This is a genomic window from uncultured Salinibacterium sp. (genome assembly GCF_963974405.1).
GTDB lineage: Bacteria > Actinomycetota > Actinomycetes > Actinomycetales > Microbacteriaceae > Rhodoglobus.
Map to the genome: position 1 here is coordinate 359581 of NZ_CAXBBH010000001.1, position 24559 is coordinate 384139.

General features: G+C 60.9%; 29 protein-coding genes. 19 read left to right on the top strand and 10 right to left on the bottom strand.

The features are described from left to right. Positions 1–49 precede the first annotated feature (49 nt). The 5 genes from AACZ26_RS01715 to AACZ26_RS01735 all read left to right on the top strand — a co-directional run bounded on the left by AACZ26_RS01715 (position 50) and on the right by AACZ26_RS01735 (position 4602). Positions 50–1030 (top strand): sugar ABC transporter permease, encoded by a 981-nt coding sequence (locus AACZ26_RS01715; protein WP_339618622.1) that lies wholly within the window; start codon positions 50–52, stop codon positions 1028–1030. Beyond that, the gene (locus tag AACZ26_RS01720) at positions 1027–1956 is read left to right on the top strand and encodes a carbohydrate ABC transporter permease (protein WP_339618624.1); all 930 of its coding nucleotides are present in this window, start codon (positions 1027–1029) and stop codon (positions 1954–1956) included. The genes AACZ26_RS01715 and AACZ26_RS01720 overlap by 4 nt, the downstream gene beginning before the upstream one ends. Positions 1957–1958: 2 nt before the next feature. Then, positions 1959–2282, top strand: a complete 324-nt coding sequence (locus AACZ26_RS01725; RefSeq protein WP_339618627.1) for an L-rhamnose mutarotase — start codon at positions 1959–1961, stop codon at positions 2280–2282. Between the two features lie 94 nt (positions 2283–2376). Beyond that, positions 2377–3693, top strand: a complete 1317-nt coding sequence (locus AACZ26_RS01730; protein ID WP_339618628.1) for an L-fuconate dehydratase — start codon at positions 2377–2379, stop codon at positions 3691–3693. Positions 3694–3837: 144 nt separating this feature from the next. Beyond that, positions 3838–4602 (top strand): SGNH/GDSL hydrolase family protein, encoded by a 765-nt coding sequence (locus tag AACZ26_RS01735; RefSeq protein WP_339618630.1) that lies wholly within the window; start codon positions 3838–3840, stop codon positions 4600–4602. A gap of 39 nt (positions 4603–4641) precedes the next feature. Here the strand turns inward: AACZ26_RS01735 and AACZ26_RS01740 are convergent, their stop codons facing one another. Both AACZ26_RS01740 and AACZ26_RS01745 read right to left on the bottom strand, forming a co-directional pair. Continuing rightward, entirely contained in the window at positions 4642–5259 is a 618-nt protein-coding gene (locus AACZ26_RS01740) for a bifunctional 4-hydroxy-2-oxoglutarate aldolase/2-dehydro-3-deoxy-phosphogluconate aldolase (RefSeq protein ID WP_339618633.1), read from the bottom strand. Between the two features lie 39 nt (positions 5260–5298). After that, a complete protein-coding gene (locus AACZ26_RS01745) occupies positions 5299–6207 on the bottom strand; it encodes a sugar kinase (RefSeq protein WP_339618634.1) in 909 nt (302 codons plus the stop codon). 89 nt (positions 6208–6296) lie between these two features. On the opposite strand from AACZ26_RS01745, the gene AACZ26_RS01750 reads away from it, so the two are divergent. After that, positions 6297–7034, top strand: coding sequence for an IclR family transcriptional regulator (locus AACZ26_RS01750; protein ID WP_339618636.1), 738 nt, complete (start codon positions 6297–6299; stop codon positions 7032–7034). A gap of 16 nt (positions 7035–7050) precedes the next feature. On the opposite strand, the gene mgrA is transcribed toward AACZ26_RS01750, so the two are convergent. The 3 genes from mgrA to AACZ26_RS01765 form a co-directional block, all read right to left on the bottom strand. Next, positions 7051–8079, bottom strand: a complete 1029-nt coding sequence (gene mgrA / locus AACZ26_RS01755) for an L-glyceraldehyde 3-phosphate reductase (RefSeq protein WP_339618637.1) — start codon at positions 8077–8079, stop codon at positions 7051–7053. A gap of 57 nt (positions 8080–8136) precedes the next feature. Further along, positions 8137–8910, bottom strand: a complete 774-nt coding sequence (locus tag AACZ26_RS01760) for a lysophospholipid acyltransferase family protein (RefSeq protein WP_339618638.1) — start codon at positions 8908–8910, stop codon at positions 8137–8139. Between the two features lie 307 nt (positions 8911–9217). Beyond that, the gene (locus AACZ26_RS01765) at positions 9218–9415 is read right to left on the bottom strand and encodes a hypothetical protein (RefSeq protein ID WP_339618639.1); all 198 of its coding nucleotides are present in this window, start codon (positions 9413–9415) and stop codon (positions 9218–9220) included. A 196-nt stretch (positions 9416–9611) separates the two neighbouring features. On the opposite strand from AACZ26_RS01765, the gene AACZ26_RS01770 reads away from it, so the two are divergent. The 5 genes from AACZ26_RS01770 to AACZ26_RS01790 all read left to right on the top strand — a co-directional run bounded on the left by AACZ26_RS01770 (position 9612) and on the right by AACZ26_RS01790 (position 14400). Continuing rightward, positions 9612–9869 (top strand): hypothetical protein, encoded by a 258-nt coding sequence (locus AACZ26_RS01770; protein ID WP_339618640.1) that lies wholly within the window; start codon positions 9612–9614, stop codon positions 9867–9869. A gap of 225 nt (positions 9870–10094) precedes the next feature. Further along, positions 10095–11198 carry an ABC transporter substrate-binding protein gene (locus AACZ26_RS01775; protein ID WP_339618641.1) on the top strand — a complete coding sequence of 368 codons (1104 nt, stop codon included), beginning with the start codon at positions 10095–10097 and terminating at the stop codon, positions 11196–11198. 17 nt (positions 11199–11215) lie between these two features. Next, positions 11216–12073, top strand: a complete 858-nt coding sequence (locus AACZ26_RS01780) for an ABC transporter ATP-binding protein (protein WP_339618642.1) — start codon at positions 11216–11218, stop codon at positions 12071–12073. Positions 12074–12095: 22 nt separating this feature from the next. Next, complete coding sequence (locus AACZ26_RS01785) at positions 12096–12953, top strand: ABC transporter permease (RefSeq protein WP_339618644.1); 858 nt, start codon at positions 12096–12098, stop codon at positions 12951–12953. A gap of 88 nt (positions 12954–13041) precedes the next feature. Further along, the gene (locus AACZ26_RS01790; protein WP_339618646.1) at positions 13042–14400 is read left to right on the top strand and encodes an NtaA/DmoA family FMN-dependent monooxygenase; all 1359 of its coding nucleotides are present in this window, start codon (positions 13042–13044) and stop codon (positions 14398–14400) included. 2 nt (positions 14401–14402) lie between these two features. On the opposite strand, the gene AACZ26_RS01795 is transcribed toward AACZ26_RS01790, so the two are convergent. Next, positions 14403–15002 carry a PadR family transcriptional regulator gene (locus AACZ26_RS01795; RefSeq protein WP_339618647.1) on the bottom strand — a complete coding sequence of 200 codons (600 nt, stop codon included), beginning with the start codon at positions 15000–15002 and terminating at the stop codon, positions 14403–14405. A 141-nt stretch (positions 15003–15143) separates the two neighbouring features. On the opposite strand from AACZ26_RS01795, the gene AACZ26_RS01800 reads away from it, so the two are divergent. The 3 genes from AACZ26_RS01800 to dcd all read left to right on the top strand — a co-directional run bounded on the left by AACZ26_RS01800 (position 15144) and on the right by dcd (position 16810). Then, entirely contained in the window at positions 15144–15638 is a 495-nt protein-coding gene (locus AACZ26_RS01800; RefSeq protein WP_339618648.1) for a flavin reductase family protein, read from the top strand. Positions 15639–15731: 93 nt separating this feature from the next. After that, positions 15732–16139, top strand: coding sequence for a riboflavin kinase (locus AACZ26_RS01805; RefSeq protein WP_339618650.1), 408 nt, complete (start codon positions 15732–15734; stop codon positions 16137–16139). Between the two features lie 65 nt (positions 16140–16204). Then, positions 16205–16810, top strand: coding sequence for a dCTP deaminase (gene dcd, locus AACZ26_RS01810; protein ID WP_339618651.1), 606 nt, complete (start codon positions 16205–16207; stop codon positions 16808–16810). Between the two features lie 71 nt (positions 16811–16881). Here dcd and idi read toward each other — a convergent pair whose 3' ends face one another. Beyond that, positions 16882–17409: an isopentenyl-diphosphate Delta-isomerase gene (idi, locus tag AACZ26_RS01815; RefSeq protein ID WP_339618652.1), complete on the bottom strand. Its 528-nt coding sequence runs from the start codon at positions 17407–17409 to the stop codon at positions 16882–16884. 106 nt (positions 17410–17515) lie between these two features. Between idi and AACZ26_RS01820 the strand changes: the two genes are divergently transcribed. The 5 genes from AACZ26_RS01820 to AACZ26_RS01840 are packed head-to-tail and all read left to right on the top strand — an operon-like array spanning position 17516 to position 21512. Next, a complete protein-coding gene (locus AACZ26_RS01820) occupies positions 17516–18382 on the top strand; it encodes a squalene/phytoene synthase family protein (RefSeq protein ID WP_339618653.1) in 867 nt (288 codons plus the stop codon). After that, positions 18379–19962, top strand: coding sequence for a phytoene desaturase family protein (gene crtI / locus AACZ26_RS01825; protein WP_339618655.1), 1584 nt, complete (start codon positions 18379–18381; stop codon positions 19960–19962). Before AACZ26_RS01820 ends, crtI begins: the two co-directional genes overlap by 4 nt. Beyond that, positions 19959–20291, top strand: a complete 333-nt coding sequence (locus AACZ26_RS01830) for a lycopene cyclase domain-containing protein (protein ID WP_339620614.1) — start codon at positions 19959–19961, stop codon at positions 20289–20291. Before crtI ends, AACZ26_RS01830 begins: the two co-directional genes overlap by 4 nt. Further along, positions 20288–20662, top strand: coding sequence for a lycopene cyclase domain-containing protein (locus tag AACZ26_RS01835; protein WP_339618656.1), 375 nt, complete (start codon positions 20288–20290; stop codon positions 20660–20662). Before AACZ26_RS01830 ends, AACZ26_RS01835 begins: the two co-directional genes overlap by 4 nt. Continuing rightward, positions 20655–21512, top strand: coding sequence for a prenyltransferase (locus AACZ26_RS01840; RefSeq protein ID WP_339618657.1), 858 nt, complete (start codon positions 20655–20657; stop codon positions 21510–21512). Before AACZ26_RS01835 ends, AACZ26_RS01840 begins: the two co-directional genes overlap by 8 nt. An 86-nt stretch (positions 21513–21598) precedes the next feature. On the opposite strand, the gene AACZ26_RS01845 is transcribed toward AACZ26_RS01840, so the two are convergent. From AACZ26_RS01845 to AACZ26_RS01855, 3 genes are all read right to left on the bottom strand, one after another. After that, entirely contained in the window at positions 21599–22069 is a 471-nt protein-coding gene (locus tag AACZ26_RS01845; RefSeq protein WP_339618659.1) for a hypothetical protein, read from the bottom strand. A gap of 83 nt (positions 22070–22152) precedes the next feature. After that, the gene (locus tag AACZ26_RS01850) at positions 22153–22953 is read right to left on the bottom strand and encodes an isocitrate lyase/phosphoenolpyruvate mutase family protein (RefSeq protein WP_339618661.1); all 801 of its coding nucleotides are present in this window, start codon (positions 22951–22953) and stop codon (positions 22153–22155) included. A 58-nt stretch (positions 22954–23011) separates the two neighbouring features. Further along, entirely contained in the window at positions 23012–24469 is a 1458-nt protein-coding gene (locus AACZ26_RS01855; RefSeq protein WP_339618662.1) for an MFS transporter, read from the bottom strand. Positions 24470–24559: the final 90 nt, after the last annotated feature.

The following is a 24559-nucleotide window of genomic DNA, read 5'->3' on the forward strand; positions in this document are numbered from 1 at the left end:
TGAGGCCCCCACACTCTGTTCCACTCCCGAACGTATAGGCGAGGAATACATGAGCAGCACAACGCTAGCCACGAAGGGCACGGAGCCTCCGGCTACTGGGCCCCGGGCATCCACGACCCCGCGGCGTCACCGCACCCGCCACGCAGAGTCACGCGGCGCCTGGATCTTGCTCGCTCCTTACCTTGCGCTGTTTCTCATCGCCGCCGCGATTCCTATCGGCTACGCCTTCTGGATTGCCCTGCAAAAAGCGCCAACCCTCGTCAACCCCGCCAGCGGGTTCGGCGGTCTTGACTCGTTCATCACGGTAATTACCGACTATCGGTTCTCCGGAACGTTCATCAACATCTTCTCCGTCATGATCGTGTGGTTGCCACTCATGATGGTGGGCATCGTCGGCTTGGCACTGCTGGTTCACGCCAGCCCCGGCCGCTTCGGCTCTACGATGCGCTTCTTCTACTTCATTCCCGGAGCGTTGAGCGGTATCGCCAACTTCGTGCTCTGGGTTTACCTCCTCCACCCCACTCAGTCACCCCTCGCGCCACTCTGGCAAGAGGTGGGTTTTGGGTCTCTGAAAGAGATAGTCACCGACGGCAATATGCCCATGATCCTCACTGGAATGCTGTTCTTCCAGGGCGTCGGAACGTGGATCATCGTCGTCAACGGCGGGCTCAACGGTATTCCCGACGAAATCTTCGAAGCCGCCAAGATCGACGGAGCAAACGCGTGGGATCTGGCCTGGCGAATCAAGCTCCCGCTCATCCGCCCCTGGATTGGCTACGCCGCCCTCATGAACTTGGCCTACGGCTTTCAACTCTTCTTGGAGCCGTACTTGCTGCGACAAATCTCCTCGGGCGCGATCGCCGGCGAGTGGGCGCCAACCCAATTGGGGTACGCCTTCGCATTCACTAACCGCAACTTTCCGGCGGCGGCAGCACTGTCCATCATTCTGCTGGTGATCACCCTCAGCATCGGAGTTGTCATCGTGATGAAGAGCGGACTCTTCGGCGACGAGAAGGAGGAGAAGCGATGAGCAACAGCGCTCCCGGCGTCGTCGGCGCAAAACACTGGACTGTCGGTCGAATCGCCCGCATCACCGTGATGGTGGTCATCGCGGCCGCGTTTATCTTGCCCATCATCGGGTTCATTGCGATGGCCTTCCGAAGTCAAGAAGGTGTGCTCGCAGGCACCGACGGATTCCTCGGCCTTGGCGGAGTTTCGTGGGAAAACGCTGTCTACAGCTGGAGCCAGATCAATGGCTTTGGTCCCGGCGCCGGCGGACTCTTCACTCGGTGGGTCGGTAACTCCCTCGTCATTGCCGTCGTGGGTGGTGTGCTCGCTCTGGTCGCCGCGCTCCCTGCAGGCTACGCACTCGCGCGACTGCGATTCCGCGGTCGTAAGGTGATGCTCTTCGCCACGCTGCTCGCGATGGTGATGCCCAACACTGTTCTCGTCATCCCCCTGTTCCTCGAAGTGAACGCGATCGGTGCCGTCGGTCAGCTATGGCCGGTCGCCCTGATTATGGGCTTCTTCCCCTTCGGCACCTACCTCGTCTACATCCACTTCATGACGACCATGCCGCAAGAACTCGTTGAGGCTGCCCGCATCGATGGTCTGAGCGAGATCTCCACATTCTTCTATGTGGCACTTCCGATCTCGAAGCAAGTCATCGCGCTTGTTGCGTTCTTCTCCTTCGTGGCCAACTGGACCAACTTCTTCTTGCCCTTGGCGCTGCTGACCTCTAACCAGGAAAACAAAACTATCTCGATCGGCATCCAAGAACTCATCGGTGCCAGCCCGCTGTTCAACGCGACAGTGGCGGCTGGCCTCGACGTGAAGCTGTACATGCCGCAGCTCGCGCTTGCGACGTTCCTGTCGATGATCCCGCTGCTCATCGTGTTCCTCACGGCGCAACGCTTCCTGATTCGTGGACAAACCGTTGGTGCGGTGAAGGGATAGCAATGAAACGAGTCGCCCAGGTAATCGGCCTGCCACCCGAGAACCGTGAAGAGTACGAGCGGTACCACGCCGCCGTCTGGCCAACGATCCTCGAACGGCTCGCGGCCAGCAACATCCACAACTATTCGATCTATCGCCACGGCGACCTGCTGTTCTCGTACTTCGAGTACACCGGCGATGACTACGAAGCAGACCAGGCCGCCATCGCAGCCGACCCCGAAACGCAACGCTGGTGGGCGCTCCAAGAGCCGCTGCAACGGCCGCTGGATGATCGTGCGGAGGGCGAGTGGTGGAAAGAGCTTCCCGAGGTATTTCACAGTGACTAACTAGCTGCACCGCCAATCAGCGCACCGCAGCGCATCTTGACGCACTCTCGCGTCAACACCCCTTATCTGTTCTGAGCAAGGAGAACTCTTCAGCATGACTACCATCACCAGCGTTGACGTCTACGACGTTCGTTTTCCGACATCGCTCACCGCCGACGGCTCAGATGCAATGAACAAAGATGGCGACTACTCGGCGGCCTATGTCGTACTCCGCACTGACGAAGAGGGCGTCGCGGGCTACGGCTTCACTTTCACGATTGGCCGCGGTAATGACATCTGTGTTCTCGCAGCTCAACAGCGCGCAGTGCCCCTTGTCGGCCGGGATATTGATGAGATTGTCGGCAACCTCGGTGGCATTTACCGCGAGCTGAAGTCTGACTCGCAATTGCGCTGGCTCGGACCAGAAAAGGGTGTCGAACACTTGGCGATGGCCGCCGTGATGAACGCCGTCTGGGACCTTGCTGCTCGCCGCGCTAACAAGCCACTCTGGCGTCTGCTCGCGGACATGACCCCCGAGCAGCTCGTCGACACCGCAGACTTTCAGTACCTCACTGACGCGCTCACCAAAGAAGACGCCATCGCGATGCTGAGCGAACTTGCCCCTACCAAGGAGCAGCGCATCGCCGAACTCACCGAGTCGGGTTACCCCTGCTACACGACCAGTGCTGGCTGGCTGGGCTACTCCGATGAGAAGCTTCGCCGACTCTGCCAAGAGGCCGTGGATGCCGGCTACCGCCACATCAAACTGAAGGTCGGTGCGAATCTCGAGGAGGACATCCGTCGCTGCGGTATTGCCCGCGAAGTGATCGGTGCCGACGCGAAGCTCATGATCGACGCCAACCAGGTTTGGGACGTCGACGAGGCCATTGACTGGGTGAAAGCGCTCGCTCAGTTTGATCCGCTGTGGATTGAAGAACCGACAAGCCCGGATGACGTGCTCGGTCACGCTGCTATCCGCAAGGCGGTTGCCCCCATTGGCGTTGCGACGGGTGAGCACGGCATGAACCGGGTGCTCTTCAAGCAGATGTTCCAGGCCGAAGCGATCGACTTCTGCCAGCTCGATTCGGCACGCCTTGCGGGGCCGAACGAGATCATCGCCGTGTACTTGATGGCCAAAAAGTTCGGTGTTCCGGTGTGCCCCCACGCCGGTGGCGTTGGGCTCTGCGAACTCGTGCAGCACTTGTCGATCTTCGACTACGTTGCGGTGTCAGGCACTCTCGAGAACCGAGTTACCGAGTTCGTTGACCACCTCCACGAGCACTTCGTTGACCCCTGCATCGTCGAAAAGGGCGCCTATCGGGTGCCGATGGCTCCTGGTTACTCGGCCCAAATGCACGAGTCATCGCTCGCCGAGTTCTCGTTCCCCGGCGGCAGCTACTGGGTGGGTGCGGCTGCGTCTGTCGCGTCGTAGCGCCTGCAGGATCGTAGGGCTAGGCTGGTGGAATGATATAACCGACAGTTATTCATGATAGCTGCGGCTGGTGGCTAATTTTCTCAACCGCACTGATCGTAGTCTCGGCGCGCCCTGATTCCCCATTCGGAAGGTAGACACCGCATGACCCATCAGTTCTCCAGCTATGTCGCCATCGGCGACAGTTTTACCGAAGGCGTGGGAGACGAACTGCCGGATGGTCGGGTGCGCGGCTGGGCAGATCAAGTCGCGTTGGGGCTCGCGCTGGCCTCGCCCGAGCCCGTGACCTATGCGAATCTCGCCATTCGGGGGCGCCTTCTCGCGCCCATCGCGGGAGAGCAGTTGGCGGCGGCGGTTGCCCTCCGGCCTCAGCTGATGAGCCTCAATGGTGGCGGAAACGACATTCTGCGTCCCAAAGTGTCGCTGGATTCGATCACCGACCAACTGATCGCCGCCGTCGATACGGCGACGGCGAACGGCATCCATGTTCTGATGCTCAGTGGCGGAAACCCGAGCAAGCACTTGCCCTTGGGTTCGCTCATGTCGACGCGGGGCGATCGTTTGGCGAAGCAGGTGATGGAGCGGGTGTCGAAAGACAACGTCACGTTTGTCAACAATTGGGCTGACGAAGAACTCGCGAAGTTGAGTTACTGGTCGGTCGACAAGCTGCACCTCAATGCCCGCGGGCACGCCCGTGTTGCGAGCAATGTGCTGTCGGCACTAGAGATTCCGGTTCCCGACTTTGCTGCCGACGAGGGGCCAGCGGATGACGCTCGCCCCCACACTGCGGCCTACTGGCGTGAATACGTGCTCCCCTGGATCGGCCGCCGACTCACGGGGCGTTCCTCGGGCGACAACCGGGAGCCGAAGAGCGCGACTCTGCAGCCTGTGGAGATACCCGGGCGCTAACGCAACATGGCCGGGCAGTCAGCCGCATGGTGTGAGCTGCTAGCGGTGCGCCGCCAGCAGCTCGGCGAGCCGAGGTAGCTGGGTTTCGTCGACGAGCGCCGACCCGACCGCGACCACTTTGGCGCCAGCTGTGAGGTACTCGTCAGCGTTCGACGCATCCATTCCTCCGGTCGCGACAAAACGCATGCTCGGGAACGAACCGCGCATTGCTCCGAACCAGCTCGTGCCCAGAATGGATGCCGGGAAGGCCTTCACCCACGTGAGCCCAGCCCGCTGCGCTGTCTGAACTTCGGTCGCGGTGGCGACACCCGGAAGTGGCGGCATGCCCGCTTCGAAGGAGGCGCAAACAACGTCGAGGTCGAAGCCGGGGCTGACGGTGAAGGCGGCTCCGGCATCCGCGGCTTGGCGCACGTGTTCGAGGGTGACGACGGTTCCGGCACCAACAGATTTGCCCAGCTCCTTGCCGGCCGCAACAACAGCGCGCAGTGCTTCAACGTCTTCATCGCTCTGGATCGGCACCTCAACGGAATCGATGCCGAGCTCCCACGCAGTGCGTGCAAGCGAAACGCTGCGCTCGACCCCGAAGCCACGCAGGATCGCCATGAGCGGTTGGCCGTCGAAGAGCTGGTTGAGAGATTCGTTAGAGATCTGAGCCATGGGGAGTGCGCCTTTCAGAAGAGTGCAAATGCGGACGAGTTAGAGAGTGGGGAGGTCGGTCGTGGACTGCAAGACGAGAGCAGCGCGATCGTGACCGAGGCTCAGGCGCTGTTCGGGGCCGAGCCCAGTGAGGTAGCCGCTGAGGTAGCCGGCAGCAAAAGCATCACCGGCGCCGACAGCTTCGACGACCTTCACTGTGTGGGCTGGCACAAAAACGTGGCCAGCGCTTCCGAATTCGGTAGCGCCCACGTCGCCATCTTTGATCACGAGAATGTCGGGCTCGCCCAGCAGTTCTCGCACCGACTCGGGAGTACTCGTGCCCCACAGCACTTCAGCTTCATCACGGCCAACGAGCACGATGTCGGCGCGACGAGCGAGAGCGAGCAGGGTGGGCCCTGCGACGTCGACGGGCCACAGGGCGGCGCGGTAGTTGACGTCGAAGCTCACGACGGTAGTGCTGTTCTTCGCGCGGACGAGCACGGAATCGATCAGCGCCGCACAGCTCGCCGAGAGCGACGGGGTGATGCCCGAAATGTGTGTGATCGCAGCGTGCTCGAAGGGCACAGCGGCGAGATCATCCGGTGTCATCGCCGATGCGGCAGACCCTGCGCGATGGTAGATCACTCCGTTGCCGGGATCTTTGAAATAAAAACCGGTCGGGGCATCCGAGTTGAATTTCGCGAGACTCGTGTCGACACCGCGCTCGCGAAGTTGACGTTCCACGCGTCGCCCAAAAGAGTCCGAGCCGAGGTGGCCTGCCCAGGCGGCATGGTGTCCGAGCGCACTGAGGTGAACGGCAACGTTCGATTCAGCGCCGCCCGTTTCGAGCCGGAACAATTCGGCCGTCTCGAGGGACTCAGCGACAGTGGGCGTGATGAGCACCATCGTCTCACCGATGGTGATGATCTCGGGTTGCGGTGGAGTCTGCACGACTCCACTATCGACCATTTGCGCATTCTGTGCAACACTGTCGCATATAGTGCAACAGGCGTCGTCGACCCGCTGATCGAGCCGCGCAGTAGTTAGAGGGAGTCCGGATGTCGCAGAGCGTTCGTCGAGCAGCACGCATCATCGATTCGATTGCCCGCCACCCGGCCGGCGTGAGCGAGCTTGCGGATGAGTTCGGCGTGCACCGCTCCACGATGTTCCGCGAACTGCAGTCCCTCGAAGAGGTCGGCTACGTGCGCAAGCGACCGAGTGGTGAGTATGTGCTCGGTCTGCACCTTATTTCTCTCGCTCACCAAGCATCCGAGAGCTTCGACCTGGCCGAAATTGCGCACGAGCGACTCGTGAAACTGCACCGCACCGTCGGCAACACCATCCACCTTGCTGCCGTCGTCGACCACAACATTGTGTACGCCGACAAGATTGAAGACACCAGCGGAGTGCGCATGTATTCGCGCATCGGCAGCCCGGTTCGCCCCTACTGCAGCGGTGTGGGCAAAGTGATCCTGGCCGAGCTGGGGTCCGCTGATCGGGATGCCGTGCTCGCCGATGTGGTGTGGGAGAAGTTCACCGAAAAAACGTTGACCTCGCGCGCGGCACTCGATACCGAACTCTCCGCGGTCGCTGCGCGCGGCTGGGCGGTTGACGATGGCGAGTTCGAAGACTTCGTGAACTGCATCGCCGTGCCCATCCGCGGGCCGGCCGGTGTCGTTGGCGCGCTCTCGATCACCGCAATTCGGATGGTAGCCGACCTCAATGCGCTCAAGGCGCACCTTGCTCTGCTGCGCGGTGTCGCACGCGAGATTTCAGCGGAGCTCGGCGCGGTCTGAGCCGTGTTGCGGCTGTTTAGGAAACCGCACTCGATGGAGCCCAGAGGTTGATGCCGGCATCCTGGGCATGCTCGTCGATCGCCGCCAACTCTGCAGGTTCGAATTCGAGATTCTGTACTGCAGCAAGGTTCTGCTCCAGTTGCTCCACGCTTGATGCGCCGATGAGGGCAGAGGTGACTCGGTTGTCGCGAAGCGCCCACGAGATCGCAAGTTGGGCGAGTGACTGTCCGCGGCCGGAGGCGATGTCGTTGAGCGCCTTGACATGACCGAGGGTCGTGTCGTTGATCATTCCCGACTTCAAGGAGCCACCCTTGGCCGCACGTGAATCTGCGGGAATCTCCCCGAGATAGCGGTCAGTGAGCAGGCCCTGCGCGAGTGGCGAGAACGCGATCACGCCCAAGCCAAGTTCGTCGACGGTGTCGAGCAGCCCGTCTTCGATCCACCGGTTGAACATCGAATAGGAAGGCTGGTGAATGAGCAGTGGTGTTCCGAGCTCGCGCATGATTCGCACGGCTTCGCGAGTGCGCTCCGGCGAGTAGCTTGAGATGCCGGCGTAGAGTGCACGCCCCGACGTGACTGCCGTGTGCAGCGCCCCCATCGTTTCTTCGAGAGGAGTGTCGGGGTCGGCGCGGTGGGAGTAGAAGATGTCGACGTAGTCAAGGCCCAGACGATTCAGTGACTGGTCGAGGCTCGCGAGCAAGTACTTGCGTGACCCCATCACCCCGTAGGGTCCTGGCCACATGTCGTAGCCTGCCTTGCTGGAGATGATCATTTCGTCGCGGTAGGGCGTGAAGTCTTCCCGCAGAATCTGACCGAAATTCGATTCGGCAGAACCGGCGGGCGGGCCGTAGTTGTTAGCGAGATCGAAGTGCGTGACCCCAAGATCGAAAGCGCGACGCAGAATTGCACGCTGGTTGGTCAAGGGCTTGTCGTTGCCGAAGTTCTGCCAGAGGCCCAGTGACACTGCAGGCAGTTTCAGGCCACTTCGACCGACACGGCGGTAGGGCATCGGTTCGTAACGGGCATCATCAGCGACATAAACCATGGACTTATGCTGCCATGACTTGCTGGATACCTGATTGCAGAACGCGCTGGGGAAGCCCTACGCGTTCTTGCGTGCCGCTTCTGCGCGTCGTGCGTCACGCGCAGCATCCGCCGCCGCTGCCTCTTCTGGAGTGGGAGCGGTTCCGCCAAGGTGGCGCGGATGCCACCACTGGCCGGAGCCCTCTACGGGGTATGACTTTTGCGCGGTTTCGAGCAGACCTTCCATGGCATTTTTCAGCTGTGCGGTTGCCTCGAGCGCGTCATCCGTTGCCGTAACGGTGATGGGTTCACCCACGACCATCACGATGGGAACGTTGCTGCGTTCGCGCAGGGAAATCTTGCGATTCTTGGTCATGAGGCGTTGCCCGCCCCAGAGAGCCAGAGGAATGAGAGGAACGCCGGCTTCTGCAGCAAGTCGGGCCGCGCCAGTCTTGAAATCGCGAATCGTGAACGATGCGCTCACTCCAGCTTCAGGGAAGACGCCGATCAGTTCGCCTGACTTGAGCGCTTTCACGGCCGCGGCGTAAGCACTGGCACCAGCCTTCATGTCGACTGGGATGTGCTTCATATTCCGCATGAACGAACCGACGATGCGCTTGTCGAACACGCTCTTTTTCGCCATGAACCGGATGCGGCGACGATTGTGTAGCCATGTCGCCCACTCCACGAGTGCAAACTCGAGATAGCCGAAATGAGTCATCGCAATCACGGCACCGCCCGAGTCGGGCAAGTGCTGTGCTCCGATAACCGTGCGTCGAACGCGGAGAGCGCCGAACATGGCGCGTCCAGCACCGATCGCCGCCGTGTAGATGGGTTCGTTGCGATACCTCATTTGCCCACTTTAGGTGAGCGCCATGGGAGTTTGCTGCTGTCGAGTGGCGCCGGGTGCACGGGATGACTCGAGCCGTCGCATCCAGCGAACCCCCTGCTCGATCACAGTCAACACGGAGCACCCGTTCGTAGCATCGGGGCAGGGCCGCCCGAGAGTCGATCTCCGCCGAGGGTGCCCGCCCGTGTCCGGCCCTGTTCTGCGACTCTTGTGTGTTCTCGATCGCAGGGCGGGGTCGGCTTGTCAGTAAAAACTACTCACTTCCGTCAGGTGGCCTGCGGGGCTACTCTTCTGTCATGGACAGTGGGCGCTATCGTGACTCCGTGATTGCCGGGGGCATCAACCGGCGCGCTTCGGGGGCTGCGGCATCCGCGCTTCTGCTGGCTGTGGCGCTCGCCGGGTGCGTGCCGAGCGACTCTGGCTCTTCGGGGACAGCGAGCTCTAGTCCGCCCAGTTCCTCGCCTTCGTCGAGCTCGACACCGATGCCGACTCCGGATCCTCTCGTCATCCCTGGCTGCGACACCCTTCTTCCGCTCACTGACGCGCGCGACTTGTTTTCGCCCAACACTGAAGTTCTGGCTACGGAGGACACGGTTCCTCCTCGGGGTGACCCGCCAGAGTTTGATGTTGCAGCCTCGAACGCAACAATTGCGAAGAATTGCATCTGGGGTTTACCGAGATCTGATGGTGGCTTCACTCTCGCGGTGACGGACATTTCTGAGGCCGATGCGGAGAGCCTCACGACAGCGCTTGTGGCGGCTGGCTTCATGGGAGAAACCGTCAACGAGATCACAGAGCTCGAGCTGACCTCAGAGAACATGGTGGGCACCGCCAGCGACCTGCACTACTTTGTCGCTGATCTGTGGATCTACGTCAACGCGACAAGCGCCGATCTTGCCGTTGATGTTGCGGATCGAGCTCTCGATGCGGTGCGCGCAGCTAACCCCACTCGCACCTATTAGTCGGCCCCCGCGCACACCTGCGCTCCGCTAACGTCGTTAGCAACCGTTTGTGTGCGATTGTGCGCACGATCTGTCTACCCTGGGCGCAGATGAGGCTCTGGGCCCGCGGTGCGTCTAGGGCGGCCACACTGATCGAAAATCAAGTTTGCACAGTCAATCTTGATCATGTACGTTTTGTCTAGCCATCCAATGACGGATAAGGCCTAGGAAGGAACCTGGATCCAAGTGACTACACCTCTTGATTCCAAGAAACTGCGGGGCTTCGGCGTCGCAGGCCTCTTGGTCGCAGCACTCACATTGACCGCCTGCACAGCCCCAGCAGAAGAATCCACACCCGATGACTCCGACATCCTGATCTCTCAGGAAGCGTGTGATCGCAACAAGGCCGCAGGAACCATCACCTACATCTCTGGATACGGATACTCGGCCAGCGCTGGCCAGCTCGACGTATTCCTCGCCGACGAACTCGGCTACTTCGATGCCCTGTGCCTCGACGTAGAGATCAACGCATCGGGAGCAAACGGGCAACAGCTCGTCTCCTCTGGCCAAGCCGAGTTCACAGCACTCGGTTCGGCATCCGATGTGATGCTTGCCGCAGCAAACAGCAAGAACCTGACCGCGGTTGCCACCTACGGCAACACTCCACCCTTCTCGATCTTTGCGAACGAGAAGATCAAGAGCCTCAAGGATCTTGAGGGCGGTTCGCTCGGTTACTTCATCAACCTCACTCCGATCGCATCCGCAATGTTGGATGCCGCTGACGTCGATGTCAGCAAGGTCGAACTGATCAAGATGACCAACTACGACCCGACCGTGGTAACTCGCGGCCAGGTCGACGCCATTGTGGGGTACGCCTCTAACCAGCCCGAGAACCTTCGTGCGCAGGGCCTACCGTTCAGTGAGTTCTTCCCCTCTGACGTTGGTGTTGAGGGCACGTATAACGTCATGGAGGTCAACTCCGAGTTCTTGGCAGCCAACCGCGAAGTTGCGGCTGACTTCATGCGTGCATCGCTGCACGCACTGCAGTTCTGCCTCGACAGCAGCGATGAATGCCTCGACATGATCGCTCAGCTCGCCGAAGACAACGGGCAGGGTTCAGCATTCCCCCGTGAACAGCTTGAACGTACCTGGAACGTCGAATCTCAGTGGGTGCGCGACAGCAACAGTGGTCTCCCCGGAGCCCAGACTGCCGCTGACTGGGAAGCCGAGTACGAGCTCGTCAAGAAGTTCGGCAACGTCGACAGCCTGCCTCCCATCACCGACATGATGGACCAAACACTCGTCGCAGATCTCTATGCAGACGGTGAACTGATCTGGCCGGGAAATTAGCCAACCACCCAACTCGGATGCCGCACCATTCCACCCCTGGTGCGGCATCCGGTAACACGACACAGGTAGAAATTATGGATACCGCACAGCCGCACGCCGGCGTTCATATTGAGAACGTCTCCAAGAGTTTCGGCCCCGAGGGGGCACGCACGTTGGTGCTCAACCACGTGAGCCTGTCCATCAAGATGGGCGAGTTTGTCTCCGTTATTGGCCCGAGTGGTTGCGGAAAGTCGACGCTTCTCAAGACGGTTGCTGGCCTCATTGAGGCAGACAGTGGCACCGTGAAGGTCGACGGGATGACGGTGAAAGCCGCGACCAAGAACAAGATGATTGGTCTCGTTCCCCAGTCGCCAGCGCTGCTGCCCTGGCGCACCGTGCTCGACAATGTGCGTTTGCCTATGACCGTGAACCCCAAGGCGAATGCGAATCGCAATTTGCGCGACCCTCGAGAGATTCTGGAATCCTTTGGTTTGGGAGCCGCGCTCGACAAGTACCCAGGTCAGCTCTCCGGAGGAATGCAGCAGCGAGTAGCTATTGCCCGCGCTTTCGTGTTCGACCCGAGTGTTCTGCTCATGGACGAGCCATTTTCGGCACTTGACGAAATGAACCGTGATGCTCAGCGGCTCGGCTTGCTCGATTTTTGGCAGTCGAACCGCAAAGCGGTCATGTTCGTCACTCACTCGGTGCCCGAGGCGATCATGCTCTCTGACCGTATCGTCGTGATGGGTGCCCACCCGGGTCATATCGCCGAAATTATCGATGTACCGCTGCCGCGACCGCGCACCGTCGACGTGTACGCCACCGACGAATTCCGTGATCTTGAAGGTCACGTGCGCGAGACACTGCGCCAAGTGATGGGACAAAAGAGTGCCTAAGCGCCGCAAGAACGAGGACACCATGTCAACAACCGAAACCTCTGCTCTCGCCGTTCAGGCGGCAACGAGTGCAACCGGCCGCCGCTTTTCGCCGTTGGCCTCCGCCAAGTTCAAGCACAACCTCCGTTGGGCCAATTGGGCTCCCGCCGTCATCACTTTCGTGCTCGCGGCAGCGCTCTGGCAGATCACCGCGATCGCGAATCCCTATGTGATTCCGACCATCGATCAAGTCTGGTTGAGTCTCATCAACGACGCGGACACGTACTGGGCAAACATGCTTGTGACGGGTCTTGAGGTTGTGGTTGGCGCGAGCTCGGGCATCCTCGCCGGCTTCATTCTGGCGATCGTGATGGCCGAGTTTCAGATCATGGAACGCGCCATCATGCCCCTCGTGGTCGTTGTTATGGTCACCCCGATCGTCGCAATTGCTCCCGCCCTTGTGGTCGCGTTCGGCTTCGGGATGACGCCGAAGTTCATCGTGACCGCACTTGTCGTGTTCTTCCCGATGCTCGTCAACTCGCTTGCCGGGCTCCGAGATGTGGATGACCGTGCTCTCGACGTGATGAAGACGCTGCATGCCAGCCGCTGGGAGATCTTCCGCGATCTGCGTTTCACCGGATCAATGCCCTACGTCTTTGCGGGGCTTCGGATTGCTCTGCCGCTCGCCATCGTGGGTGCGGCGGTAGCCGAGTTCGTTGCCGCCGGTCAGCAAGCGGGGCTCGGATCACTCGTGACCATTGCGGCTGCGCAAGCCAACTTGCCCGTTACGTGGGCCAGCATCGCGCTGCTCTGCGTCATGGGAGTCATCCTGATTTCTCTCCTCGCCCTCGTGCGTAAGCGCGTTCTGTGGTGGAGCGATGGAGCCGCCGTCGGCCGTTAGTTTTTCGTCCCTCACGCACGTTTTCCCACTACAACTCTGACTTTTTTCACCCCCATCTGACTTTTTCACCACCATGAAAGGTTCCACCATGAAGAAGCTTCGCTTTGGCCTATTTGAGAATCCCCAAGCCAATGACTCGGGAACGTCGACGTGGCGTCACCCCGACAACAAGCGGGACATGTTTGACCGTCTCGATTACTGGCGCGAGATCACCACCATTTGCGAAGAAGCGGGCTTCGACTTCATGTTCTTGGCGGATGCCTGGGGCTGGGCTGATGTCAACGGCGAGCGTCCAGACATCTGCTCGGTCGAGGGCCTCGACTTGCCGCGACTCGATCCCGCGATTCTGGCCGCAGCCCTGATCTCGACGACCACGAATCTCGGTCTCGTGCTCACGGGATCCACTCTTCTTGAGCAGCCCTATGCTTTTGCTCGACGCATCGCCAGCCTTGATCACCTCTCGGGTGGGCGCATCGGGTGGAACGTCGTCACGACGGGAACCGCCGAGACCGCCTCCCAAGCGTTCGGTGTTCCGATGGTGGCGCACGATGAGCGCTACGACATGGCCGACGATTTCATGGAAGTCGTTTACAAGCTGTGGGAGGGCGCGTGGGAGCGTGACGCGCTCGAGCGCGACAAGAATGGTCGCTTCGCTGATCCTGCCAAGGTGCACCGCATCGAACACGACGGCCCGTACTTTAAGTCTCACGGTTATGGAAACTCCTCATACTCGCCGCAGGGCACCCCGGTGCTCTTCCAAGCGGGAACGTCCCCGCGGGGTCGAGAGTTCGGCGGCAAGCATGGCGAAGCAGTCTTCCTCGGCGGTGGTTCGGTGGAGAAGGTTGCCGAGCAGGTTGCGTCGATCCGCGAGGAGGCCGTGAAGAATGGCCGCGCCGCCGATTCCGTCAAGATCATGTCGGCATTCACGTGCGTCATTGGCGAGACTGCCGAAGACGCTCAGGCAAAGTACGACGCCGTGCGTGACACCGAGAGTCCCGATGTTGCGGTCGCGTCCTATGCCTGGTTTACGGGTCTCGACCTCTCATCTTTCGACCCGGCAACGCCGATGAAGGAACTGCACACCGAGCTTTCGCAGACTCAGGTGACACGCTTCGGCGACCAGACGGTCGGCGATGTTCTCGAGCAGTGGCATGGCAATGGCGTGCGCAGCAAGCCCTTCGTCGGCACGGCAGAGCAGATCGCAGACGAGATGATTGCTCTCGCCGAGGGTGCTGACCTTGATGGGTTCTTGCTTACGCCGATGATTCAGCCGAGCTCAACGATCGACTTCATTGAGCAAGTGTTGCCGATTCTGCGAGAGCGCGGCGTTGCCGGTGAAGGCTATGACGCACCAACCTTGCGTGAGCGTCTGCTCGGCACCGATGACTCGATTCTGCGCAGCGACCACCCTGGCGCCGCTTACCGGGCGACCTCGGCGACCGAGTAGAACTAGACGGTAGCGGCTCGAGCGGGGCGGGCGCCATCTTCACCGGCAAAGACGTAGTCGCCGGCACGGATGCGCTCGCTCACGTCTCGCGCCCACTGTTGCTCACCGCGCAATCGAGATGTAGCCAGTTCGAAGATCTCGCGCACGTAGGCGGGAGTCGAGGTCGAGGTTGCGACATCGCCAATGTGGTAGGTGTTGCTGGCAATTCTGGCGTCGATTTCGGTGACGCGGTGCGCGAGCCCGGCAAGCACTTCTTCGCGCTGCAGGGCGTACATGAACGACGTGAGCACCATGACGGGTTTGGTGTCGAAGACCTCGACGTTCCAAAGGGTGTCGCGAAGCATCCGAAGCAATTCCACTTCGCCTTCGTCGGTGATGCGGTAGGTCGTGCGCTCGGGGCGGTTGCCAGCAGATTCGGTGCCGTTTTCGGCGAGGTAGCCGTCGTTCGTGAGCGAGCGCAGCGCGTTGTAGATAGACCCGGGCTGGATGTTGGCCCACTCATCGATGTGCCAGGTCATGAGTTCGCGGCGCAGAAAGTAGCCATGAACAGGCTGGAACTGGTTTACAGCGCCGAGCACGACCAGGCGAGTTGTAGTCGACATGCCCCCAATCGTAGGGCAAGCAGCCTCGGAACTGGGGGAAAAGTCGCTTGTTTATATGATCAAAAATGACTAACATATGTTCCAATGTTCAAACTTGACTAGCAGTCGCTGGTTGAACAGCTCAAGCAAAGGAGTCCGCACATGTCCCTCGAGACCACCGCGGAAGAAATTTCCCCCCAGGTCGCACTTCGACGTGCGCTCTCGCTCTTTCCGACCGGTGTGGTAGCGCTCGCCGCTGTCGTCGACGGTGAACCGACCGGTATCGCCGTGAACTCATTCACCTCTGTCTCCCTTGACCCGCCGCTCGTCGCGGTGTGCCCTGCGCGCACCTCGGCCACCTGGCCTGTGCTCGCTCGAGCCACCCGCATCGGCCTCAGTGTTCTTGGTGCCGATCAAGAGAGCACGGCACGCAGCCTGGCCTCCCGCACGGGCGACCGCTTCGCCGACATTGCGTGGCGTGCGACCGAAGGGGGAGCTATTCACATGGATGGTGCCGCTCTGTGGCTTGAGTGTGAGATCCGCAATAGTTTCGATGGCGGCGACCACGAGATCGTGACCCTTGAGGTCATCAACTCTGAGGCCTTCCCCGAAGTCACCCCGCTTGTCTTCCACCTCAGCCAATTCCGCGGGCTCTAGCGGGGCAGCGTGCTCAGTGTTGTGGGCGGCCACACGCCCGCGTTACGTTCTCCAGCAACGGGTAGTGCTGTGCTCGCCGCTAGGGTTGGCCTAATGGAGCATCCCGCGACGCTGAGTTTTCGAGGCACTGTTGTACATGGTGACAAGCGCGGGCGTGAGCTTGGTTTCCCCACCGCGAACATCGCGGTCATCGATCACGGTGCTCTTCCTGTCGATGGCGTCTACGCCTGCTGGGTTACTTTTCCACCGGCGACAGTGCCGCATGGCGCGACGATCAGCATCGGAGACAACCCGACATTTGACGACGTGACCGATCGCAGGGTCGAGGCGTTCGTTCATGATTTCGATGGCGACCTTTACGGAGCCGAGGTCGAGTTCACGGTGCACTCATGGCTGCGAGGCATGTTCAGATGCGAGTCCCTCGACGAACTCATTGAGAAGACAGCGGCGGATGTCGCGGCCTCGCGCATCGCCCTCGCTCAACCTGCCCGGCGCCCCTAAATTCGCGGCTCCCCAGATTCGCTCATCTGAGCACTTTCGGGCCGCGATTTGGTTAGTCTTAGGCCATGCTTCTCAGTGATCGCGACATCCGGGCCGAACTCGACTCTGGCCGTATCGGCCTTGATCCGCTCGATCTCGAGATGGTCCAGCCGTCAAGTGTTGACGTGCGGCTCGACCGCTTCTTCCGTCTCTTCGACAACCACAAGTATCCGTACATTGATCCTTCAGAAGACCAGCCAGACCTCACTCATCTTCTTGAGGTGGATGCCGACCAGCCGTTCATCCTCCACCCCGGTGAATTCGTGCTCGGTTCCACGTTCGAGCTCGTGACGCTGCCCGACGATGTCGCGGCTCGCCTTGAAGGCAAAAGTTCGCTCGGACGCCTCGGCCTTCTCACCCACTCAACTGCCGGTTTCGTTGACCCTGGCTTCTCGGGACACGTCACTCTGGAACTCAGCAACGTCGCGACGCTTCCCATCAAGCTGTGGCCGGGGATGAAGATTGGCCAACTCTGCTTCATCAAGACCAGCTCACCCGTGGAATCGCCCTACGGCTCGGGCCAATACGGCTCGCGCTACCAAGGCCAGCGTGGGCCGACCGCCAGTCGCAGCTTCCAGAACTTCCACCGCACCGATGTGCGGTCGAACGATGCGGGTTCTCTCGGGGGTTAGTTCGCTGCGGCGTAGCGAGCCAGAAAGAGAGCTGCTTCGAAGCGCGAGCTCTAGCTTCTTGCGCTTGCCGCCTAGCGCTGAGCGTCTAGTTGCTCCAACTGCCAGCCGAGCCACGGACTAAACGCGAACGGGGTTGCGGCCACGGCGGTGTGCAGCGATCGGGGGTCAACCCAGTCGAACTCGTCGACTTCGTCAGGGTTGGGGGCTGCGGCATCCGTTGTCACGGCGCGGTACACGGGGCAAATCTCGTTCTCGACGATTCCGGATGAATCGACAGCGCGGTAACGGAAGTCGGGCAGCACCAGTTGCACGTCACTGACGGTGATTCCGAGCTCATGCTTGGCACGACGGATGATCGCGTCGGTCATGTCTTCGCCGGGAGCCGGATGCCCGCAGAACGAGTTCGTCCAGACGCCGGGCCACGTGAGCTTCGACAGCGCGCGACGAGTCACAAGTACTTCTCCCGCAGCGTTGTAGACATGGCAGGAGAACGCGAGATGGAGTGCGGTGTCTGTCGTGTGCACGAGGGCTTTATCGGCGACGCCGATGTGGTCGCCGGTATCGGAGAGAAGTACGACCTGCTCAGGGATTTCAGTCATGATCGCGATAGTCTGCCTAGGTGGAACGAAACGAAATGCCGCACCTCATGTGTCGGCTCGCACTCAGCCTAACCAATGTGTCTGAGCCTGCGGGGAGCTGGCGCGCGTGAGTGCGCGCCTGGCGCTGTATGACCGGGTCGCCGAAGACGCGGCCAGCATTGTTATCCGCAGCTATTCCACCTCGTTTTCTGCGGCATCCCGGTTTCTGGGTGCGGATGTTCGTCAGCACGTTGAGAACATTTACGCGCTCGTCCGCGTGGCTGATGAGATCGTCGACGGTGGTGCAGAAGAGGCCGGCCTCGACCTGCTTGCGACGACTCGCCAACTGAACGAACTTGAGCGCGAGACGGAACTCGCGATTGAGCAGGGTTTTAGCTCAAACCTCATCGTGCACGCCTTTGCGCTGACGGCCCGAGAGGTGTCGTTCGGTGCGGAGCTCACGGCTCCCTTTTTTGAATCAATGCGCATGGATCTCAGTGAGAAAGAGCACGATCAAGAGAGCTTTGAGCGTTACGTCTATGGTTCTGCCGAAGTCGTTGGGCTCATGTGCCTGTGTGCCTTCTTGCATGGCCACGATGTCAGCGACGAGCAGCGCGCCAAGTTTGAGCACGGCGCACAAGCGCTCGGCGCCGCCTTTCAGAAGGTCAACTTCTTGCGCGACCTTGCCGACGACTTCGAGACCCTCGGGCGCAGCTACTTCCCCGGCATCGATGTCGCGTCGTTCACCGAAGCCGAGAAGATCCGGCTGCTCGACGACCTTGATGCCGATCTGCGGGATGCCGCCATCGGCGCCGAATTGCCGGCGAGCAGCAAGAAAGCTGTTGCGCTCGCGCACTCTCTCTTTGCCCAACTCTCCAAGCGCATCCGGGCAACTCCGGTAAGCGAATTGGTGAAGACTCGGGTGCGGGTTCCAGATGCTGTAAAACTGCGGTTGGCTGCGGCTGCTGCGATGGGAGTGACCCCTCGACCATGAGTGACGTTGTTGTAATTGGTGGCGGTATTGCCGGGCTTGCGAGTGCGGCTTTGCTCGCGAAGGAGGGTCACTCTGTCACGCTTCTGGAGGGGCGGCCCGAGGTGGGCGGTCGCGCTGGTTCGTGGGAACATGACGGTTTTCGTTTCGACACGGGGCCGTCGTGGTATTTGATGCCGGAGGTGTTTGATCACTTCTACAAGCTCATGGGCACGAGCGCCGCTGAACAGCTCTCTCTGGTAACTCTCGATCCTGGTTACCGCGTCTACTTTGAGGGCGAGAAAGAAACCCTCGATATTTCTACCGACCTCGAAGAAAACCTTGCGCTGTTCGAGAGCATTGAGCCAGGTTCTGGCGCCCGCATGCGCAAGTACTTGGCCTCGGCCGAAGACACTTATGAGCTCGCCAAGAAGTACTTTCTGTATACGAGCTTTGCTGACCTGCGCACGAGCGCGACAAAAGAGGTGCTCGCGAAGGCCGCGCGCTTCATCCGCTTGCTCATTGAGCCCCTGTCGAAGCTGGTCGCTCGCACTGTCAAAGACGACCGATTGCGCAAAGTGCTCGGCTACCCCGCCGTGTTCTTGGGCTCCTCGCCGTATCTCACCCCGAGCATGTACCACCTCATGAGCCACCTCGATCTGTCGGATGGAGTGCTCTATCCGATGGGCGGTTTCACCCGGGTGATCGAAAGCATTGCCGACATCGCGCGCACGGCTGGTGTCGACATCCGCACCGATTCGAAGGTGACACGCATCGTGACGGTTGATGGTGTCGCGACCGGAGTCGAATACACGGATGCCGCGGGCACGTCGCACACGCTGACCGCCGACACTGTCGTCTCGGCCGCCGATCTTCACCACACCGAAACGACGATGCTCGAGCCCAGCGAGCAGACCTACCCTGCCGAGTACTGGCAGAAGAAGATCCCTGGCCCGAGTGCGCTCCTCTTGTACTTGGGCGTCAAGGGTGAACTGCCGGAGCTTGAGCACCACACGTTGCTTTTCATGAAGGACTGGCAAGAGGGCTTCGAGGCCATCTTTGGCCACGAGCCGACCGTGCCGGAACCAGCATCGCTCTACATTTGCAAGCCGAGTGGCGTTGACCCGAACGTAGCTCCCGAGGGTTACGAAAACGTGTTCGTGCTCGTGCCCATCCCGGCAGACCCCTCGATCGGCAGCGGGGAGATTGACGGCGACGGCGATCCACGCATTGAACGGCTCGCTGACAAGGTGATCGCTCAGATCAGCGACTGGACGGGCATCCCTGATCTCGCCGAACGCGTGACTGTGCGTCGCACTGTCGGCCCTGGCAACTTTGCTGACGAACTCAACGCGTGGCGTGGCACGGCGCTAGGCCCAGCCCACACTCTTAAGCAGAGTGCATTCTTCCGCGCAGGCAATGTGAGCAAGAAGGTGAAGGGGCTCTACTACGTGGGCGGGTCAACCATCCCGGGCATTGGTTTGCCGATGTGTCTGATCAGTGCCGAAGTGCTCGTCAAGCGGCTGCGCGGCGATACTTCCGCTGGCCCGCTCGCGGAGCCGCTTACTCCCGTCGCCGCGCCCCAACCGAAGCCGTGGCCGTGATCGTTCTCTACCTGCTCGCGCTGCTGGTTTCTCTCACCGGCATGGTGGTGCTCGATCGTCGGTTTGGTCTCTTCTTCTGGAGGGATGCTCGGCGCGCGCGCATCGTGCTTCCCGTCGGGGTGCTGTTCTTTCTCGTGTGGGATCTGTTCGGTGTCGGGCTCGGCATCTTCTTTCGAGGAGAGACCGAGTTCATGACAGGGCTGCTCGTGGCTCCCGAGGTTCCGCTCGAAGAAGTCTTCTTCCTCACGCTGCTCTGCTACCTCACCATGAACGTCTACGGCGCGCTCACTCGGGAGCCCCGCAGCGACTCTGAGAGGAGCACGGCATGACCTATTGGCTTCTCAACGCCGTCTTCTTGGCGCTCGTGGCGGTGCTCGCGATTGTCGTCGTTGTGCGTCGGCGCTCGCCGCAGTGGCGCGCCATTGCGATCACGATGGGCATTCTGTTGGTGATGACTGCTGTCTTCGACAACGTCATGATCTCGGTCGGCCTCGTGGGGTACAGCGCGGATGCCATCAGCGGTGCTTTCATCGGTGTCGCTCCGCTCGAAGACTTCGCGTATGCCGTCGCGGCCGTCGTTGCCCTGCCGTGCCTGTGGGCGCTGCTCGGGCCGCGAACCCCCGCGCGTGCGGCTGGCCCGAACGCGAGCACTGACCCTGGCTCGAGCATCCGGGCTGCCTCGGAGGATCGCCATGCTTAAGGACCTGTTTCTTTCCTCGCGCCCTTTGAGCTGGGTTAACACTGCCTTTCCTTTTGCGGCGGCGTACTATCTGACCGCCGGCGTGATCGACCTCACCTTTGTGCTCGGCACGGTCTTCTTCTTGGTGCCTTACAACTTGGCGATGTACGGCATCAATGACGTCTTCGACTACGAATCTGACTTGCGCAACCCGCGCAAGGGCGGAGTTGAGGGCGCGCTTCTTGACCCGCGGATGCACCGGCCAACGCTCATCGCCGCCGCCGTCACAACGATCCCGTTCCTCGTCTATCTCGTCATCGTCGGCAACCCTCTTTCGTGGCTCGTGCTGCTTATCAGCATGTTTGCCGTTGTTGCCTATTCGGCGAAGGGGTTGAGGTTCAAGGAGCGTCCGTTCCTCGACTCGTTGACGTCGAGCACCCACTTCGTCTCGCCAGCCATCTACGCGCTCGTGCTCGCGGGGGCCGTCTTCACGCCGCAACTGTGGGCAGTGTTGGGTGCATTCTTCCTGTGGGGGATTGCCTCGCACGCCTTCGGGGCTGTGCAAGATGTGGTCGCCGACCGAGCTGCCGATATTTCGTCGATCGCAACGGTGATTGGGGCGCGAGCCACCACGCGCTTTGCGGTCGTCGCCTACCTTGCGGGCGGCATCCTGTTGCTCTTCTCGGCCTTCCCTGGCCCGCTCGCCGCTATTCTCGTGCTGCCCTATGCGGCAATGTGTGCGCCATTCTGGAACATCACGGATGCCACAGCCGAGTCAGCAAACAAGGGGTGGAAGAACTTCCTCGCCCTCAATTTCGTCACAGGGTTCTTCGTGACGATGCTGCTGATTTGGTGGGCGTTTAGCCGCTAGTCCACAAGGGCTGTGAGCGCGACCCGTGTAACTTGAGCGGCCAAGCCAGCCTGCTCAGCCTGCTCAGCCTACGCAGCCTGAGCAGGCTAAAGAGTCGGAGGCTGAGCGCTTTCGCTCTGAGCTCGCAGATTCTTGGCCATCGTTTCGAGCACGGTCACCGCCGTTTGGTATTGCTCGGTGGTAACTCCCACGGTCGCTTTGGCGCGTTCTTCTGCAATTACGGCCGTGAGGCGTTCAACGACACTGCGACCGCGGTCGGTGAGGGTGTACAGCGATCCATTGATGGTGAGCCAGTCGCTTTCGACGAGTTCGTCGAGGGATTCGCGCGATGTCGTGTGGGCTTCGCCCATGGGCGGGGTCACGGCACTTTTCGGCATCAGGAATGGTGCGATTTCGATGTCGAGACGATCGATTCCGGCCGGCCCTTGGGAAAGCACGAGCAGCAATTGCCACTGTCGGCGAGTGATTCCGTGCTCTTCGAGCGTGACCGCGAAGAGGTCTTCAATGATCCGGTCAACCAGCTTGACCCAGTAGCTGATGGGTTGTTGCGTGTCCATGAGCTGACATTACTCCTTTTGCCTCGCGGAGGGTGGGCCTTCCCGCGAGATCACAGTGAAGGCCCACCCGAGCGCGATTGCCGTTAGTAGACGAAGCCGAGTTCGTCGGGGTAGTCGCCGAGTGCGGTCAACTGAGTGGCGGTCTGCTGAAGGTGCGAGAGAGTCAGGCCGAGAGTGCGAGGGCCGAAGCTTACGCGCGCGACTCCGAGCTCGGCCAGGCGGGTCAACGGCACGTAGCCAGCTCCGCCAATGACCGAGATCGGGCCGTTGATCTGCTCAATAGCCTGAGTAATCATGTTTTCGTCGCCGAGGCCGAGCACAAAGATGCAGTCCGCGCCTGCAGCAAGGTAGGAGTTTGCCCGCTCGACCATGTCATCCCACTCGCCTCCGCCAGCAAGAACGTCAACGCGGGCATTGATTGCGACGGGCACGCCAGTAGCGTCACCGGCCGCACGCGCGGCGGCGACCCGAGCAGTGGCGTGGGCGATATCGAAGAGCGGAGCTTTGGCGGGGCCTGAGCTGTCTTCGATGTTGAGACCGGATGCTCCCGCCGCGATCAAGCGTTCGACGTTGGCTTGCACGCCGGCGGCATCCGGTGCGTAGCCTTTCTCGAAGTCGACGGAGACGGGGATCTCGACGGCATTGCAGATGATGGATGCGGCTTTGAGCGCTTGCTCGACGGTGAGACCTTCGCCGTCGGCCACGCCGTGCGCGAAGCTCACCGCGTGGCTAGCCGTGGCGAGGGCGCGCACTCCAGGGGCTTCGGCAACGATGCGCGCGGTGATGGCGTCCCACACGTTGGAGACGATGAGGGGAGTTCCTGGCACGTGGAGTGAGCGCAGTAGTTCTGCGCGAGCGGCGGGGGTGGTGGCGTTTTCTGTCATGTGCCAAGCATCCCTTGCCTAGTTGGCTACTGCCAGTGAATTTCAGACGACACCCTTGCTAGTCGATGACCGATTGCTTGGCCTTGACGGGCAGCATGAGCCCGAGGCCAGCAAGCAGCACAATCACGATTCCGATGATGCCGAATCGAGTATCGCCGGTCATCGATACGAAGATCGTGAAGAGTCCGGGGGCGAGGAAGCTGACGGCGCGACCCGTTGTGGCATAAAGGCCGAAGATCTCGCCTTCTCGACCAACGGGGGTGATGCGGGCGAGGAAGCTACGGCTCGCGGCCTGCACCGGCCCGACGAAGAGTGTCAGGAACAGCCCAGCGATCCAGAACCCTGCCTTGGCGTCGCCGATGAACAGCACGGCGAGACCGGCGAGTACGAGACCGATCAGCGAGCCGATGATCACATTCTTGGCTCCGAGCTTGTCGTCGAGCCATCCGCCAATAAAGGTTCCGATACCGGCGACCAGGTTGGCGGCGACGGCGAAGTAGATGACTTCGCTCGGGCTAAACCCGAACACTTGAGCGGCGATGATGGCGCCGAACGTGAAGACAGCGGCCAGGCCATCCCGAAAGACTGCGCTCGCGAGCAAGAACATGAGCACTTGAGGACTCTTCTTGGCGAGGCTGGCGATGGTGCGAAAGAGCTTCAGGTAGCTCGCAAAGAAATTGACGCGGTTCTCTCGAGCGCCTGCGGGAATCTCGGGAACCGAAATCAAGACGGGGATGGCAAAGATCGCGAACCAGGCTGCTGATGCAAGCACGGCGAAGCGGATGTCGAGAGCGCCACCTTCAGCGCCGGTGGGTGCGTTCAGCAGGCCGCTGCCGGTTTCGCTTCCAAAGTCCTGAATGAACAGCACGAGCAGGATGATCAGCAGCACGATGCCGCCGATGTAGCCCATGCCCCAGCCGAAGCCCGAAACACGGCCGACGGTAGCGGGGGTGGAAACCTGCACGAGCATGGCGTTGTAGTTGACGCTCGCGAACTCGAAGAAGATGTTGCCGGCGGCGAGAAGTGCCGCGCCGAGGTAGATGTAGGAGGGAACGGGCACGACGAAGAACATGGCGCCCATGGCCAGTACGACGAGGCCAGTGTTGATCGCGAGCCACAGCTTGCGGCGTCCCGACCCATCGGAACGCTGGCCCAGGATGGGCGCCAGAATTGCGACGAGGATGCCGGCGATGGTGAGGGCACCAGAGATCACCGTGGTGTTGCCAGCTTTCGCGAGAACGAGTGCCGGGTTCTTCTCGTCGTCACCGGCGGCGGCAACGATCTCGGGGTCGATGAAGAGGCCGCTGGCGAGGTAGGTGCTGAATACGAAGGTGGTGACGACGGCATTGAATGCAGCGGACCCCCAGTCCCACAGGGCCCAGGCTCGCACTCGACGCTTGGGTATTGCGGCATCCGTGATGAGGCCTTGCCCCACGGTGCCGATCGCGCGCGTGTTCGAGACCCGAGGAACAGCAGGAGTGCCGGGGGCGTCGTTGTCGCCAGTCTTGTCCGTCATGCGAACAGGTTAGTGGTGTGCGGTAAACAATGGGTGCTGTTCGCGCCGCAAGTTCTCGCTAGTTGCTTCGTTTCTTCGGTGAGGGAAGAG